10 protein-coding genes are annotated in these 16300 nt (G+C 57.4%); 7 read left to right on the forward strand and 3 right to left on the reverse strand.

Annotated features, from left to right (window positions below; translation table 11 throughout):
* The first annotated feature begins 38 nt into the window (after nucleotides 1-38).
* The 3 genes from pabB to AACR93_RS11660 all read left to right on the forward strand — a co-directional run bounded on the left by pabB (nucleotide 39) and on the right by AACR93_RS11660 (nucleotide 3445).
* On the forward strand, nucleotides 39-1322 hold the full coding sequence (gene pabB / locus AACR93_RS11650) for an aminodeoxychorismate synthase component I (RefSeq protein ID WP_043850880.1): 1284 nt from the start codon (nucleotides 39-41) through the stop codon (nucleotides 1320-1322).
* 41 nt (nucleotides 1323-1363) lie between these two features.
* On the forward strand, nucleotides 1364-1930 hold the full coding sequence (locus tag AACR93_RS11655) for a CoA pyrophosphatase (RefSeq protein ID WP_043850881.1): 567 nt from the start codon (nucleotides 1364-1366) through the stop codon (nucleotides 1928-1930).
* Between the two features lie 216 nt (nucleotides 1931-2146).
* Nucleotides 2147-3445: an HAAAP family serine/threonine permease gene (locus AACR93_RS11660; protein WP_043850882.1), complete on the forward strand. Its 1299-nt coding sequence runs from the start codon at nucleotides 2147-2149 to the stop codon at nucleotides 3443-3445.
* 365 nt (nucleotides 3446-3810) lie between these two features.
* Here the strand turns inward: AACR93_RS11660 and sstT are convergent, their stop codons facing one another.
* Entirely contained in the window at nucleotides 3811-5061 is a 1251-nt protein-coding gene (sstT, locus tag AACR93_RS11665) for a serine/threonine transporter SstT (protein ID WP_043850883.1), read from the reverse strand.
* Between the two features lie 318 nt (nucleotides 5062-5379).
* Between sstT and AACR93_RS11670 the strand changes: the two genes are divergently transcribed.
* The 4 genes from AACR93_RS11670 to AACR93_RS11685 all read left to right on the forward strand — a co-directional run bounded on the left by AACR93_RS11670 (nucleotide 5380) and on the right by AACR93_RS11685 (nucleotide 12628).
* Complete coding sequence (locus tag AACR93_RS11670) at nucleotides 5380-7299, forward strand: RecQ family ATP-dependent DNA helicase (RefSeq protein WP_043850940.1); 1920 nt, start codon at nucleotides 5380-5382, stop codon at nucleotides 7297-7299.
* Between the two features lie 581 nt (nucleotides 7300-7880).
* Nucleotides 7881-9803, forward strand: a complete 1923-nt coding sequence (locus AACR93_RS11675) for a PrkA family serine protein kinase (protein WP_033113275.1) — start codon at nucleotides 7881-7883, stop codon at nucleotides 9801-9803.
* Between the two features lie 23 nt (nucleotides 9804-9826).
* Complete coding sequence (locus AACR93_RS11680; RefSeq protein WP_042030883.1) at nucleotides 9827-11098, forward strand: YeaH/YhbH family protein; 1272 nt, start codon at nucleotides 9827-9829, stop codon at nucleotides 11096-11098.
* 9 nt (nucleotides 11099-11107) lie between these two features.
* A complete protein-coding gene (locus AACR93_RS11685) occupies nucleotides 11108-12628 on the forward strand; it encodes a SpoVR family protein (protein WP_041207641.1) in 1521 nt (506 codons plus the stop codon).
* A gap of 166 nt (nucleotides 12629-12794) precedes the next feature.
* Here AACR93_RS11685 and fadJ read toward each other — a convergent pair whose 3' ends face one another.
* Both fadJ and fadI read right to left on the reverse strand, forming a co-directional pair.
* Nucleotides 12795-14918 (reverse strand): fatty acid oxidation complex subunit alpha FadJ, encoded by a 2124-nt coding sequence (gene fadJ, locus AACR93_RS11690; RefSeq protein ID WP_043850884.1) that lies wholly within the window; start codon nucleotides 14916-14918, stop codon nucleotides 12795-12797.
* Nucleotides 14918-16228: an acetyl-CoA C-acyltransferase FadI gene (gene fadI, locus AACR93_RS11695; protein ID WP_043850885.1), complete on the reverse strand. Its 1311-nt coding sequence runs from the start codon at nucleotides 16226-16228 to the stop codon at nucleotides 14918-14920. Before fadI ends, fadJ begins: the two co-directional genes overlap by 1 nt.
* Nucleotides 16229-16300: the final 72 nt, after the last annotated feature.

A 16300-nucleotide genomic window follows, 5' to 3' on the forward strand; every position in this document is an offset into this window, starting at 1 on the left:
ACGCGCTATTTGCACGGCTGCAACATCAGCCGTGGGCCATGCTGCTGGAGTCAGCCGGGCCACTTGGTGCCGACAATGGCTTCGACATCATCACCGCCGATCCGCTGGCCACTCTCCAAACCTGCGGCCAGCTCACCACGGTGCGCAGCAGCAATGTAGAAAAAGAGCATCTTGGCGACCCCCTCACCCTGCTGGCCGAACTTCAGCAGCAACTGCTAGGCCAACCGGTTGCGCATGACAGCAAGCTGCCGTTTACAGGCGGCGCGCTCGGGCTGTTTGGCTACGATCTGGGCCGCCACTTTGAACAGCTGCCAAGCCAGGCAACCGCCGATATCAAGGTGCCCGACATGGCGGTGGGGATCTATGACTGGGCGCTGCTGCGCAGCGTCGAGACCGGCGCCTGGCAACTGGTGCACTGGGGAGATGAAGCGGGTCTTGCCCGACGTATCGACTGGCTCGAACAACAAGTGGCCGAACCGGCGCCGCCTTTCCACCTGCAAGGCAGCTGGCAAAGCAACATGAGCCGGGAAGCTTATGGCGCGAAGTTTGCCCGCATTCAGGAGTACCTCGCGGCTGGGGATTGCTACCAGATCAACCTGACCCAACGCTTCAGTGCATCCTATCAGGGCGATGAGTGGCAGGCTTACTGCACACTGGCGGCGGCCAACAAGGCACCTTTCTCCGCCTTTTTGCGCTTGCCGGACAGCGCTATTTTGAGCCTCTCCCCCGAGCGTTTCTTGCTGCTCGATGGTCGCCATATCGAGACCAAGCCCATCAAGGGCACCCGTCCGCGCCATCCTGATCCAGTCATCGATCGGGATACAGCCCAAGAGCTGTCACAGGCGGACAAGGACAGATCAGAGAATCTGATGATCGTGGATCTGCTGCGCAATGATATCGGGCGGGTGAGCAGGCCGGGCTCGGTCAGCGTCCCTCACCTCTTTGCGGTAGAGTCCTTTCCGGCAGTGCACCATTTGGTTTCCACCATTCATGGTGAACTCGATAGCCGCTGGCAAGGGGTCGATCTGCTGCGCGCCTGCTTCCCGGGTGGCTCCATCACTGGTGCACCCAAGATCCGCGCCATGGAGATCATCGAGGAGCTGGAGCCCCAGCGACGCAACGCCTACTGCGGCAGCATCGGCTACCTCAGCCAGCATGGCCGGATGGACACCAGCATCTGCATTCGCACCCTGATTGCCGAAGCGGGCCGTCTGCACTGCTGGGCCGGTGGCGGCATCATCGCCGACTCCGACGCCGACAGCGAATATCAGGAGACCTATGACAAGGTCGCCCGCATTCTGCCCCTGCTCACCGCACTGTGAGCCAGAGCCCCAGATAAACTGCCACGGAACCACGTTACGCCATGGATCGCAACGAACTGCTGACCCGTTTCTCCCTGCAACGGCCGGCGCCTGCCCATCGCCTTGCCATCGCCGGCCTAAACCCGGCGGCGGTGCTGGTGCCTGTCGTGGAGCGCCACGATGGCCTTCACCTGCTGCTCACCCGCCGCAGCACCCGGCTGCGCCATCATGCCGGGCAAATAAGCTTTCCGGGCGGGCGTCAGGACCCCGATGATCAGGATCTCATCGCCACCGCGCTGCGGGAGACCAGAGAGGAGCTCGGCATCCCCTCTCATCTCGTGCAGGTGATCGGCACCCTTAATCCGCTCAATACCATCTCGCGCTTCGAAGTGCTGCCGGTGCTGGCTCTGCTCGATGCCGACTACCCCCTCGAACTGAGTGCAGATGAGGTGGAGCATGCCTTTGAGGTACCGTTAAACCACCTGCTCGATCGCCGCAATCATATTGCCCTCACCTTTGTTCGGGCGGGCAAACAGCACACCGTCTACTGGATCCCCTGGCAACAGCACTACATCTGGGGTGCCACAGCCAGCATGATCTGTCAGCTGGCCCAGCACCTCGAACGATAACAACATGGCAACTTTTGGCGGGGCGGAATTTAATCATTAACATTAAACTAACGTGCCAAATGATAAACAAAAATTGATTTTTTACTGTTTTGATCACGTTTCTATAAGAAACTCGGGGTTTTCGTCTGTTAAAGATGAATTTGATCAACATTTTTGATTAAAAAAACCGTATCCTTGCCGCCGACTTAATAAGAACCACAATTCGGGGTGAGATAGATGTCAAATACTGTCACTGGCGCACAGGATGTCGCGACCGTAAAGGAGCAAGGAACAAGCTTCGCCAAGAGTAAAGGCTGGACAAAACAGGATTCAACCTGGGTTATCAGCCTGTTTGGTACTGCTGTTGGTGCAGGCATCCTGTTCCTGCCGATCAACGCAGGCATGGGCGGCTTCTGGCCACTGGTGGTGATGGCGCTGCTGGTTGGCCCGATGACCTACCTGGCTCACCGTGGCCTGGCCCGTTTCGTTCTCTCCTCCAAAAAGCCCAATGCGGATATAACTGAGGTGGTAGAAGAGCACTTTGGTGCCGGTGCAGGCAAGCTGATCACCCTGCTCTACTTCTTCGCGATCTACCCCATCGTGCTGATCTACGGCGTGGGTATCACCAACACCGTGGAAAGTTTCATGGTCAACCAGCTGCAGATGAGTGCACCGCCGCGCTGGATCCTCTCCATCGTGCTGATCATGGGCATGATGTCCGTGATGCTGGCAGGCGAGAAGTTGATGCTGAAAGTGACCGAAGTGCTGGTCTACCCGCTGATCGCCATCCTGGCCGGTATCTCCCTCTACCTGATCCCGGACTGGACTGGTGCCGCTCTGGAGCAAGTGCCTTCTGCCAAGGATTTCGCCGTCACTCTGTGGCTGACCATCCCGGTGCTGGTCTTCTCTTTCAACCACAGCCCGGCCATCTCCAGCTTCTCGCTGGCCCAGCGCCGTGACCACGGTGAGCACGCCGTCGAGAAAGCCGATGCCATCCTCAAGCGTACCGCCATGGTGCTGCTGGGTTTCGTGATGTTCTTCGTCTTCTCCTGCGTGATGAGCCTGACACCGGCTCAGCTGGCTGAAGCCAAAGCTCAGAACATCGCCGTGCTCTCCTATCTGGCCAACCAGCATGCGAGCCCCATCATCTCCTACTTCGGTCCGCTGGTTGCGTTCGTTGCCATCGTCTCCTCCTTCTTCGGCCACTATCTGGGCGCCCGTGAAGGTCTGAAAGGGATGCTCGTGCAGAACATGCGCAAATCCGGCAAAGAGCCGAACGCCAAGAAAGTCGAGATGTTCATCATCGCCTTCTTCATCCTGACCCTGTGGGGCACTGCTATTGTCAACCCCTCCATCCTGGGCATGATCGAATCGCTGGGCGGCCCCATCATCGCGACCATCCTGTTCATCATGCCGATGTACGCCATCAAGCGCGTCCCGGCCATGGCGAAATATCAGGGTCATATCAGCAACGTCTTCGTGACCGTGATGGGCCTGACAGCCATCTCCGCCATCCTCTATCAGCTGGTCGGTTAATCCCGCCACCGATAGTCAAAAACCAGCCGGCAACGGCTGGTTTTTTTATTGCGTCATTTTGCGTTCTTCTCTGGAAATACCAGCTCCTTTACTCAGTTGCCCCGGTTAACCAAGCTCCCTGCACTACTGCATATCTGTGCCATCACAGCCCTCCTCTCACATCATGAGAACCCGTTTTTATCTCGCCCTGTGGGGTAAACACATCCCAACCCGTCACTACGCAACAGCCTTCTGACTGTCTGCCTATCTATTTGCCAAGCCCCTGCATAGTTGGGCAATACCCACGAAACAAGGCAAAATCGAGGCAATAAAAAGCGCCCTCCGAAGAGGGCGCCAAAAAACAGCATTAACCAGCGAAGCTGAAATCAGGCCTCGCTGCTGGGGAGTGCGGCAGGTTCCAGCAGGGTTTCATCTTCGGCCATGCAGGCCGCAGCGGTGAAGAGCACGTCGGTGGAGCTGTTAAGTGCAGTCTCGGCAGAATCCTGCAGTACGCCGATGATAAAGCCGACGGCTACCACTTGCATGGCGATATCGTTGCCGATACCAAACAGGCTGCAGGCGAGCGGGATCAGCAGCAGGGAGCCACCGGCTACACCGGACGCGCCACAGGCACTGATGGTGGCGACCACGGAGAGCAGCACAGCGGTTGCCAGATCCACTTCCATCCCCAAGGTATGCACCGCCGCCATGGAAAGCACGGTAATGGTGATGGCCGCACCCGCCATGTTAATGGTGGCGCCCAGCGGAATGGAGACCGCATAGGTATCCTCCGGCAGACGCAGCTTTTCACACAGCGCCATGTTGACCGGGATATTGGCCGCAGAGCTGCGGGTAAAGAAGGCGGTTACACCACTCTCTTTCAGGCAAGTCAGCACCAGCGGATAGGGGTTGCGTTTGAGCCTCCAGAACACGATCAGCGGGTTGACCACGAAGGCGATAAAGAGCATGGAACCGATCAGCACCATCAGCAGCTGGGCATAGCCAAACAGGGCGTCAAAGCCGGTTTCCGCCAGGGTGGAGGCGACCAGCCCCAGGATCCCGAGCGGCGCGCAGCGGATCACCGCTTTCACGATGGCGGAGACGCCGTGGGACAAATCGGTGATCAGCGCCTTGGTGCTCTCGTTGGCGTGGCGCATGGCAATGCCCAGACCAATAGCCCACGCCAGAATACCGATATAGTTGGCATCCATCAGCGCCTTCACCGGGTTGGTTACCACGTTGAACAGCAGGGTCTGCAACACTTCGGTGATGCCGCCCGGCGGAGTGATTTCGGCCGTATTAGCCACCAGATGCAGATCGGAGGGGAAGAGGAAGCTGGCAATCACCGCGACCACGGCCGCAGAGAAGGTGCCAAACAGATAGAGCAGCAAAATGGGTCGCATGTTGGTCTTCTGACCCTGCTTGTGACCAATGATGGCAGCCATGACCAGTACAAATACCAGCAGCGGCGCCACCGCTTTCAGTGCGCCCACAAACAGGCTGCCAAGCAGACCTGCCGTTTTGGCCCACTCGGGGGCAAACATAGCCAGCAAGATACCGAAAACCAGACCAACCAGGATCTGGCTGACCAGACTGGTGCTATTGACCAGCCGAAGGAGGGGGTGTTGTTGTGTCATCAAAAAAGTCCCTAGGCACCGTAGTGCTCGATTCATGAGTCCTGTCTGCAACCCTCCCGTCAGCATGATTCCGTTCTGACGGGTTGCCTGCGGCCAGCCTTCTGTCGGGCCGATCCGCCGGTCACCGGATTGCATGACGGAATATCCCATTCACCACTGCTTTTTTCCAGAGACCTACCAAAAAATATCCAGTATCCGGCACAAATAACCGCAACAAAAACACAACAACAGAGTAACCATCCATTTTTGTTCGTTTTATCAACACCCGGGCGGATGGCCAACTGTGGTATCATCCACCATTTGCTGCGGAGCCTTGCCATGATCCCCTCCCTTCTGACCCGACACTTCGGTTTCTCCAGTCTCCGGCCTGGCCAGGAGGCGGTCATCAACCGGATCGTGGCTGGCCAGAGTGCTATTGCCATCTTCCCCACCGGCTCTGGCAAATCCCTCTGCTATCAGCTGCCCGCCCTTGCCCTACCCCACCTGACGCTGGTGATCTCGCCCCTGATTGCGTTGATGCACGATCAGCTCGCCTTCCTTAAAAGCAAGGGGATCAGCGCAGCCACCCTCGACTCGAGCCAGAGTCCGGAAGAGAGCCGACAGGTGATGCAACAGGCGCTGGCTGGCCAGCTCAAGATCCTGATGATCTCGGTGGAACGACTCAAGAACGAGCGCTTTCGCCGCTTCATCCAGCAGGTGCCACTCTCGCTGCTGGTCGTCGATGAGGCGCACTGTATCTCGGAGTGGGGCCACAACTTTCGCCCCGACTACCTCAAGCTGCCGGACTACCGTCAGGAGTTGCAGATCCCGCAGGTGTTGCTGCTGACAGCCACCGCAACTCCAGCCGTTATTGGCGACATGCAAGCCAAGTTCGCCATTGAGCCACAAGGGGTGGTCGTCACCGGCTTCTACCGGCCCAACCTCGACTTGTCGGTCATCCCGATGCTACCGGAGGCGCGCAGCGAATGGCTCTGTCAGATGCTGACACAATCTCAAGGGGCACCGACCATCGTCTATGTCACCCTGCAACATACGGCTGAGGAGTGTGCCGAGGTGCTAGCCAGACGGGGGATCAACGCCCGAGCCTACCATGCCGGGCTCGATGCGGCGCTGCGCAGCCAGATACAGCTCGACTTCATGAGCGGCAAGGTGGATTGCATCGTCGCCACCATCGCGTTTGGCATGGGGATAGACAAAGCCGATATTCGCCAAGTGATCCACTATGACCTGCCCAAGTCCATCGAGAACTACAGCCAGGAGATTGGCCGCGCCGGGCGCGATGGCCAACCATCACGCTGCATCGTGCTGGCCAACCAGAGTCAGCTGCCGGTGCTGGAGAACTTTGTCTATGGCGATACGCCCGATCTGAACGCCATAGTTCAACTCCTCGTCCAGATCCACCAAAGCGGACCCGAGTGGGAGTTCACCCTGCTGCGCCTCTCGAACGATACCAATATCCGCCAGTTGCCGCTTAAAACCCTGCTGGTCTATCTGGAGATGGCGGGCATCATCACGCCGGCCTACAGCTACTACGCTGACTACCGTTTCAAATTCGTGCTGGAAAAGCGCGACATTCTTGCCCGCTTCAACCCGGAACGACGTCAGTTTCTGGAGCAGCTGTTCGCCTGCGCGCCACTGGCACGCAGCTGGTGCACCATGGATTTCGATGCCCTCTGGCAGAGTTACCAGGGGGAGCGGCAACGCGCGGTCGCCGCCCTCGACTATTTGCAGCAACAAGGCTGGATCGAGCTTGAGAGCAAGCAGATGACCGAGGTCTACCGGATCAACCGCCATGACTGGGAACCCGCTGCGCAGGCCAGCGCACTGCACGCTCTATTCCTGCAAAAAGAGCAGAGCGAGCTTGCCAGACTGCAAGCCATGCTCGACTTTTTCACCTCGGATGAGTGCCTGAGCCACCGCCTCGCCCGCTATTTCGCAGATGAGGCAGCTCCGACCCATTGTGGTCACTGCTCGGTTTGTCGTGGCCAGGTTGCTGTACTGCCTCCCCTGCCCCTGCCCCTGCAGACTATGCCAAATGATGCGGGGATCCGCGCCTGGTGCGATCCACTCATCGCCAAGGCAGGCTCACAGGACGCACGCGTGCTCACCCGCTTTTTGTGCGGCATCGCCACGCCGCTCACCAGCAAAATCAAGGCAAAATCGTTGGCCGGCTTCGGCCAGCTGGCACAACATCCATTTGCTGACGTGCTGCTGGCGGTCGAGCAAGCCTACGCCTGACCATTCGCACACCTCTTACATCCCGCAACGGCTCACACACGCTGAAAAAAGAAGACCCTCGCTATTGCGAGGGTCAAGCCAACGGAAACGTGCTTAAACAGAGCTTGGTGAGATCACGATACACTCTCTTGCTAAAGTGTCTCGCTGCTCACACATGGCCAATCTAGGGCAGCAATAATGTAGCGTCAATGTAAAAATTAGAGCTAAAAATCTAATTCATGAAATTTACGTTGACGTGAACGTAATGACATTTTTATCCATATCTGTGCAAGCCAACCCCCGCCTCATCTTTTACTGTTCACCTTTCAGGTAACACCGGCAGTTTCCACTTTCCAATAAACATTTATTTTTTATGTCTTTGACATTTACCTCACTATCGTGGCAAAAATAATTTAACAGTCAGTAACATAGGTGTGTTGTTGACTGACCCTCCCGCACAAGGATCGGGCAGGTTTCCTCCGCATTTAACCAATCGACCTTGATGGATTACTGGGGGCTGTTGACTAGGCTTAACATTGCAAACAACACAAAAGCAGTCATCCAACTTTTTCAGGGCAAGCGACTATAACGAGGGCAAAGTTATGGGCATCTTCGAGCACTACCAACAGCGATACGAAAAGGCAAGGGAAGAGGAGTACACCATCCAGGAGTTTCTGGATATGTGCAAGCAGGACAAAGCCTGCTACGCCTCTGCGGCCGAACGTCTGCTGACCGCCATCGGTGAACCTGAGATGGTAGACACCTCTGCCAACCCCAGACTGAGCCGGCTTTTCTCCAACCGCGTCGTGGCACGCTATCCGGCATTCAAAGATTTCTACGGCATGGAAGAGGCGATCGAGCAGATTGTCTCCTATCTCAAACACTCCGCCCAGGGGCTGGAGGAGAAGAAACAGATCCTCTATCTGTTGGGCCCCGTTGGCGGCGGTAAATCCTCGCTGGCAGAAAAACTGAAATCCCTGATGCAGAAGGTGCCCATCTATCGCATCAAGGGCTCACCGGTCAACGATCACCCCTTCTGTCTGTTTGACATCGAAGAGGATGGCGAAATTCTGGAAAAAGAGTACGGCATTCCGCGCCGTTATCTGCGCCCCATCATGTCGCCCTGGGTTGCCAAGCGCCTGCACGAGTTTGGCGGCGACATCACCAAGTTCAAGGTGGAGAAGGTCAACCCCTCCATCCTCGATCAAATCGCCATCGCCAAGACTGAACCCGGTGATGACAACAACCAGGACATCTCCTCACTGGTTGGCAAGGTCGATATACGCATGCTGGAGCACTTCGCCCAGGATGATGCCGATGCCTACTCCTACTCCGGTGCGCTGTGCAAGGCGAACCAGGGTGTGATGGAATTTGTGGAGATGTTCAAAGCGCCCATCAAGGTGCTGCACCCGCTGCTGACTGCAACTCAGGAGGGGAACTACAACGGTACCGAAGGGCTCTCAGCCCTCCCCTTTGACGGCATCTTGCTGGCTCACTCCAACGAATCCGAGTGGCAGCAGTTCCGCAACAACAAGAACAACGAGGCCTTCCTCGACCGGGTCTACATCGTCAAGGTGCCTTACTGCCTGCGCGTCTCCGAAGAGGTGAAGATCTACGAGAAGCTGCTGGTCAACAGCGAACTGACCGAGGCTAAATGCGCACCGGGTACCCTCGAGTTGCTGGGCCAGTTCTCGGTGTTGTCACGGCTGAAAGAGCCCGAAAACTCCAGCATCTACTCCAAGATGCGGGTCTATGATGGCGAAAGCCTCAAAGACACCGATCCGAAGGCGAAGAGCTATCAGGAGTATCGCGACTACGCCGGTGTGGACGAGGGGATGAATGGTCTCTCTACCCGCTTTGCGTTCAAGATCCTTTCCCGCGTCTTCAACTTCGACCACGCGGAAGTGGCCGCCAACCCGGTGCACCTCTTCTATGTGCTGGAGCAACAGATCGAGCGCGAGCAGTTCCCGCAAGAGCTGCACGATCGCTACCTTGAATTCATCAAGGGTTATCTGACCCCGCGCTATGTGGAGTTCATCGGCAAGGAGATCCAGACCGCCTATCTCGAGTCCTACTCCGAGTACGGTCAGAACATCTTCGATCGCTACGTCACCTACGCCGACTTCTGGATCCAGGATCAGGAGTACCGTGACCCCGAAACCGGCCAGCTGTTTGACAGAGCGTCCCTCAACAGCGAGCTGGAGAAAATTGAAAAACCCGCAGGGATCAGCAACCCGAAAGATTTCCGTAACGAAATCGTCAACTTCGTGCTGCGTGCCCGGGCCAACAATGCAGGCCGTAACCCCAACTGGACCAGTTACGAGAAGCTGCGTACCGTGATCGAGAAGAAGATGTTCTCCAACACGGAAGAGCTGCTGCCGGTTATCTCCTTCAACAGCAAAACCTCGGCTGAGGAGCAGAAGAAGCACGATAACTTTGTCGAACGGATGATGGAGAAAGGCTACACCCGTAAACAGGTGCGACTGCTCTCCGAATGGTATCTCAGGGTACGCAAGTCATCCTGACCCTGACTGTTCAAGGGGGAGTTATGGCGCATTTTATCGACCGCAGGCTCAACGGCAAAAACAAAAGCGCTGTCAATCGGCAGCGCTTCATCCGCCGTTACAAGAAGCAGATAAAACAAGCGGTCTCTGATGCTGTCTCCAAGCGCAGCATTCAGGACGTAGACAAGGGCGAGAGCATCAGCATCCCGACCAAGGACATCGGCGAGCCCCATTTCCACCAGGGGCAAGGCGGTAAACGGGAGATGGTTCATCCCGGTAACGATCAATTCGTCTCTGGCGACAAGATTGACCGCCCCAAAGGAGGGGGCGGTGGACAGGGTTCCGGCGAGGGGCAGGCATCCAATCAGGGGGAAGGAGCAGACGATTTCGTGTTCCAAATCTCCAAGGATGAGTATCTCGATCTGCTGTTTGAAGATCTGGAGCTGCCCAGGCTGCAGAAAACCCAGCTCAATCAGCTGATGGAAGTCAAAACCTATCGGGCGGGCTACACCTCCAACGGGGTGCCCGCCAATATCAACGTGGTGCGTTCCCTGCAAAACTCGCTGGCACGGCGTATGGCGTTGCAAGCTGGCAAAAAGCGCCAGTTGCATGAACTGGAAGAGCGACTGGCTCTGCTGGCCGCCGATCCCAACGAACACTTTGCCGAAATTGCCCAGCTCGAGAAGGAGATCCGCGAGCTGAAACGGCGGATCGATGCGGTGCCATTTATCGACACCTTCGATCTCAAGTTCAACAATTTCGTCAAACGGCCCGTCCCTTCCAGTCAGGCGGTGATGTTCTGCCTGATGGACGTCTCGGGCTCCATGGATCAGGCCACCAAGGAGATGGCCAAGCGTTTCTATATCCTGCTCTATCTGTTCCTGAGCCGGACTTACAAGAACGTCGAGGTGGTCTACATCCGCCACCACACCCAGGCCAAGGAGGTGGACGAACACGAGTTCTTCTACTCCCAGGAGACTGGCGGCACCATCGTCTCCAGTGCGCTCAAGATGATGAACGACATCATTAACGAACGCTATCCGGCCAACCAGTGGAATATCTATGCGGCGCAGGCGTCGGATGGTGACAACTGGGCCGATGATTCACCGCAATGCAGGGAGATCCTGGCGCGGGACATCATGCCAAGGGTGCGCTACTACTCCTACATCGAAATCACCACCCGTGCCCACCAGACCCTGTGGCACGAGTATGAATCAGTGGCCAGCCAGTTCCCCCACTTTGCGATGGAGCATATTCGCAAGGTTGAGGATATCTATCCGGTATTCCGGGAGCTGTTCAAGAAGCAAGCGGCGTGAGGAGGTCACATGATCGAAACTGAAAAACGTGTAGCGCCACTGGATGATGGACCAGACTGGAATTTCGATCTGCTGGAGACCTATCACCAGGAGATCGCCCGGGTCGCCCGTTTCTACAAGCTGGATACCTACCCCAACCAGATCGAGGTGATCACCGCCGAGCAGATGATGGATGCCTACTCCAGCGTCGGCATGCCCATCGGCTATCAGCACTGGTCGTTCGGCAAGCGCTTTATCCATACCGAACGCAACTACAAGCGCGGCCAGATGGGGCTGGCCTACGAGATCGTCATCAACTCGGATCCCTGCATCGCCTACCTGATGGAGGAGAACACCATGCCGATGCAGGCACTGGTGATGGCCCACGCCTGCTACGGCCACAACTCCTTCTTCAAGAACAACTATCTGTTCAAAGCATGGACAGATGCCTCCTCCATCATCGACTACCTGCTGTTCGCCAAGAACTACATCACCCAGTGTGAAGAGAAGCATGGTATCGAAGCGGTGGAGCAGTTGCTCGACTCCTGCCATGCCCTGATGAACTTCGGGGTGGATCGCTACAAGCGGCCCCAGAAGATCTCGATGGCTGAGGAGAAACGACGTCAGAAGGCGCGAGAAGATTATCTGCAGACTCAGGTCAACGAGCTGTGGCGTACCCTGCCCAAGCAGCATAAAGCTGCTGGGGTGGAAGACCGACGCTACCCTGCCGAACCCCAGGAGAACATTCTCTACTTCATCGAGAAGAATGCCCCCCTGCTGGAACCCTGGCAGCGCGAGATAGTGCGCATCGTGCGCAAGATCAGTCAGTATTTTTATCCGCAAAAGCAGACCCAGGTGATGAACGAGGGGTGGGCTACCTTCTGGCACTACACCATCCTCAATCACCTCTATGACGAGGGCAAGCTGAGCGATCGCTTCATGATGGAGGTGCTGCACAGCCACACCAATGTCGTCTATCAACCGGCTTACAACAGTCGCTACTACTCGGGGATCAACCCCTATGCGCTGGGGTTTGCCATGTTTACCGACCTGCGCCGCATCTGCGAGAACCCGACCGAGGAGGACAGATACTGGTTCCCCGATTACGCGGGCAGCAACTGGGTGGATACACTGCATTTTGCCATGCAGAACTTCAAGGACGAGAGCTTTATCAGCCAGTTCCTGAGTCCCAAGGTGATGCGCGACATGAAGCTGTTCGCCATTGATGACGATGATCTGAAGAACTATCTGAAGGTCTCCGCCATTCACAATGACGAGGGCTATCGTCAAGTGCGTAATACTTTGTCGGCCCAGTACAACCTGAGCAATCTGGAGCCCAATATTCAGGTCTACAACGTGGCAGTAAAAGGGGATCGTTCCCTTACCCTGCGCTATGTCCCCCACAACCGCATACCCCTTGGCGACTCACGCCATGAGGTGCTCAAACACCTGCATCAGCTGTGGGGATTCGACGTGGTGCTGGAGCAGGATAACGGCGATCTGCCTGCAGATATCATCGGCCGCTGCCCGGAGCGTAAGCCGGGTATCTGAACCATGCTACCTCGCAAATGGCCCACTTCGGTGGGCCATTTTTTCGGCCTTCGCCTCTGCCTGCATCATTGCAGCACCACCTGAATAACCCGAACAAACCACAACATAGAAAGAGGCCCGCATGGTGTGCGGGCCTCTTTGGCTTGCGATCAATCTGCAGCGGTTATCAATAGAAGGTTTGCTGCTCCGCGGCCATCGCCTTGAGACGGGCACAGGGAGCGAACCGATCACCATGGCGCTTCTGGTAATACTCCAGACGGCCAACCAGATGATCGATACCGAGCTTGTCCATATAGCGGAACGGGCCCCCGAGGAAGGGCGGGAAACCGATACCGAAGATGGCACCGATATCGCCGTCACGAGCCGATGCAACCACACCACTGTCAAGGGTCATGGCCGCTTCATTGAGCATCAGCAGCACACAACGCTCGGCAATATCCTGCCTGGCAAGCTTGGCCACCGGCTTGATCCCCAGCACATCGTAGACGCTCTCATCCACCTTCTTCTTACCTTTGGCTGCCTTGCCATAGAGGTAGAAGCCCTTGCCGTTCTTGCGCCCCTTGCGATCGTTTTGCAGCAGCTTGTCGAACGCCTTGGGTGCCTGGAACTGCTCACCACCGAGCTCTTTTTCGAGGATGGGTGAGATCTTGGCGCCTACATCGATGCCCACTTCGTCCAGCAATGTGATGGGGCCAACCGGGAAACCGAAGTCGAGCAACGCGCTATCCAGCACTTCTACCGGCTCCCCTTCCAACACCAGACGTGCAGCTTCGTTCATGTAGGGAGCGAGGATGCGGTTGACGTAGAAACCGGCTTCGTCCTTCACCACGATAGGCGTTTTGCCCTGTGCGCGGGCGAAGGCCAGAGTGGTGGCGACCGTCTCGGCACTGGTGCCGGCGTGGGGGATGATCTCCGCCAGCGGCATCTTGTCGACCGGACTGAAGTAGTGCAACCCGATAACCCGCTCGGGGTGGCTCGCCACTGAAGCTATCTGGTTGATGGGCAGTGACGAGGTATTGGAGGCAAACACTGTGTGTTCACCACACTCACGCTCCACATCCTTCACCATCTGGTGTTTAAGATTGAGATCTTCAAACACCGCCTCCACCACCATGTCGACCCGGTGGAAACCGGAGTAGTCCAGAGTACCGGTCAGCAAGCTCATCTGCTTCTCAAGCTCACTACGCAGGATATGACGGCGCTTGAGTTTCTTGGCCAGGATGTCGTAGCTGTAGCGCATGGCATTGCCGATCCCGGCGCTTGCCACATCCTTGATCCGCACCGGTACGCCCGCCTTGGTGGCGGTAACAAATGCGATGCCGCCCCCCATCAGGCCGCCACCCAGCACGGCCGCGTGACCCACCTTACGGGGCTCTGCTCCCTGATAGGTGACCTCTTTCTTCATTTCCGTGGTGGCAAAGAAGATAGAACGCAGGGCAGCAGACTCGGCTGTCATCACCAGCTCGCCGAAGTGGCGGGACTCGGCGGCGAGGCCAGCCTGCATCCCCTCCTCCACACCAATGCGCACCACGTCCAGGATCCGCTCCGGCGCAGGGTAGTTACCACGCGTCTTGCTCATCACCCCTTTACGAGCCTGATCGAACAGCACCTTGCGGCCAAGCTTGTTGGTCTCCAGCAGCTTGCCCTGCAGATCCCGCTTCAACTCGTGGCGGGGCTTGCCCTTCTTGGCCAGTTTTATTGCAGCATCCAACAAGATGGAGGGCGGCACCATATCGTCCACCAGCCCCAGTTTTTTGGCCTGTTTGGCCCTCACCTGCTTGCCGGTCAGCATCAAATCGAGCGCCTTGGCCACCCCGATGAGGCGCGGCAGGCGCTGGGTACCACCGGAGCCCGGCAGCAAGCCCAGTTGCACCTCGGGCAGACCCAGCACGGTTTTACCGTGATCGGTCACCACTCTGCCATGACAGGCCAGCGCCAGCTCCAGCCCGCCGCCGAGGCAAGGACCGTGAATAGCGGCGATCACCGGAATGGTCAATGACTCGATCTCGGCAAAGAGAACCTGTCCTTCTCGCGACAGGGTTTCTGCATCATTGGCACTGGCGCAGGCGGCCAGCATGGTGATGTCGGCTCCTGCGATGAAGGAATCCTTCTTGCCGGAGGTGATCACCAGGCCGATTAAATCCTTGTTGCGTTTCACCTCGGCCAGCACGGAGCGGATCTCCTCCACAAAGGCGGCTTTCAGAGTATTCATGCTCTCGCCCGGCACATCCATGGTGAGAATACCAATGCCATCATGGCGAACATCCAAGGAAAAAGTCTTAGCGCTCATTATTCAACCTCCAACACCATAGCCACGCCCAATCCACCCGCCGCACAGGCGGTGTTGAGTCCCAATCCCCCACCACGGCGACGCAGCTCATGCAGGGTCTGGGTGATCATCCGCGCACCGGTCGCGGCAAAGGGGTGGCCATAAGCCAGCGAACCACCGAGGACGTTGAATTTGTCCATATCCACCTCGCCGATAGCCTGATCGCGGCCCAGCTTGTCACGGGCAAACTCGGTGCTAGCAAACATCTTGAGGTTGGCCAGGGTCTGGGCGGCAAAGGCTTCGTGCATGTCAATCAGGGTGAGGTCACTGAGCGTGATACCGGCTCTGTCCAGCGCCAGCGGCGTGGCATAGGAGGGGCCCATCAGCATGTCTTGCCACACATCGATGGCCGAGAAAGCGAAGCTGCGGATATAGCCAAGCGGCTCGAGCCCCAGCTCTTTGGCTCGCCCTTCCCGCATCAGCAGCACTGCAGCGGCGCCGTCGGTAAGCGGGGTGGCATTGGCGGCAGTGACTGTGCCATGAATCCGATCAAACACTGGCTTGAGCTTGGCGTAGCTCGCCAGATCGGAGCTTTCACGGATATTGTTGTCCCGCTCGAGCGGCGACTTGTAGGGCGGTACATGGGCGGTAAACACCTCGCCGCTGAGCTTGCCATCAGCCCATGCTTGCGCCGCCAGAGTATGGGAGCGGTGTGCCAGCGCATCTTGTGCTTCGCGGCTGATCTGGTGGCTCTTGGCCATCTGCTCGGCGGTCTGCCCCATGGAGAGGCCAGTGGAGTATTCCGCCACCGCAGGCGGCACCGGCAGCAGATCCTTGACCCGCAGCTGACGCAGAATATTGAAACGCTGTTGCAGATTGCGCGCCTTGTTGAGATCAACCAGAGCGCGGGCCAGCTTCTTGCTCACACCGATGGGCAGCACGGATGAGGAGTCAGCACCGCCGGCAATGGCGATATCTACCGTACCGGCCATGATGGATTCGGTGACGTTGGCCACCGCCTGAAAACTGGTGGCGCAGGCACGAGAGACGCTATAGGCATCGGTGTTGACGCTCATGCCGGTGCCGAGCACGATTTCACGGGCAATGTTGGGGGCTTCCGGCATCTGAACAACCTGGCCAAACACCAGCTGGTCGATAAGCTTGGGGTCGAGATCGGTGCGGGCGAGCATCTCGCTCACCACCAGCTTGCCGAGATCCACCGCAGGGACGCCATGATAGGCAGTCGCCTGCTTGGCGAATGGGGTGCGCAGCCCCGCCACGACGGCAATCCGTTCGCCCTGGCGAGTCGTCAGTTTCAATGGCTGTTTCATCCTGGCTCCTTGGGTTTATAAGGGAGAGGTCTGACCTCATTGCGCCACATCTTAACAATCCAATCACAAGTT

It is taken from the genome of Aeromonas sp. L_1B5_3, assembly GCF_963866575.1.
Lineage (GTDB): Bacteria > Pseudomonadota > Gammaproteobacteria > Enterobacterales > Aeromonadaceae > Aeromonas > Aeromonas jandaei.

What these genes read in the sequence shown, in the direction of transcription:
- pabB (WP_043850880.1), top strand. Translation starts at nt 39, where the DNA reads ATGCTGCTGGAGTCAGCCGGGCCACTTGGTGCCGACAATGGCTTCGAC.
- AACR93_RS11655 (WP_043850881.1), top strand. Translation starts at nt 1,364, where the DNA reads ATGGATCGCAACGAACTGCTGACCCGTTTCTCCCTGCAACGGCCGGCG.
- AACR93_RS11660 (WP_043850882.1), top strand. Translation starts at nt 2,147, where the DNA reads ATGTCAAATACTGTCACTGGCGCACAGGATGTCGCGACCGTAAAGGAG.
- sstT (WP_043850883.1), bottom strand. Translation starts at nt 5,061, where the DNA reads ATGACACAACAACACCCCCTCCTTCGGCTGGTCAATAGCACCAGTCTG.
- AACR93_RS11670 (WP_043850940.1), top strand. Translation starts at nt 5,380, where the DNA reads ATGATCCCCTCCCTTCTGACCCGACACTTCGGTTTCTCCAGTCTCCGG.
- AACR93_RS11675 (WP_033113275.1), top strand. Translation starts at nt 7,881, where the DNA reads ATGGGCATCTTCGAGCACTACCAACAGCGATACGAAAAGGCAAGGGAA.
- AACR93_RS11680 (WP_042030883.1), top strand. Translation starts at nt 9,827, where the DNA reads ATGGCGCATTTTATCGACCGCAGGCTCAACGGCAAAAACAAAAGCGCT.
- AACR93_RS11685 (WP_041207641.1), top strand. Translation starts at nt 11,108, where the DNA reads ATGATCGAAACTGAAAAACGTGTAGCGCCACTGGATGATGGACCAGAC.
- fadJ (WP_043850884.1), bottom strand. Translation starts at nt 14,918, where the DNA reads ATGAGCGCTAAGACTTTTTCCTTGGATGTTCGCCATGATGGCATTGGT.
- fadI (WP_043850885.1), bottom strand. Translation starts at nt 16,228, where the DNA reads ATGAAACAGCCATTGAAACTGACGACTCGCCAGGGCGAACGGATTGCC.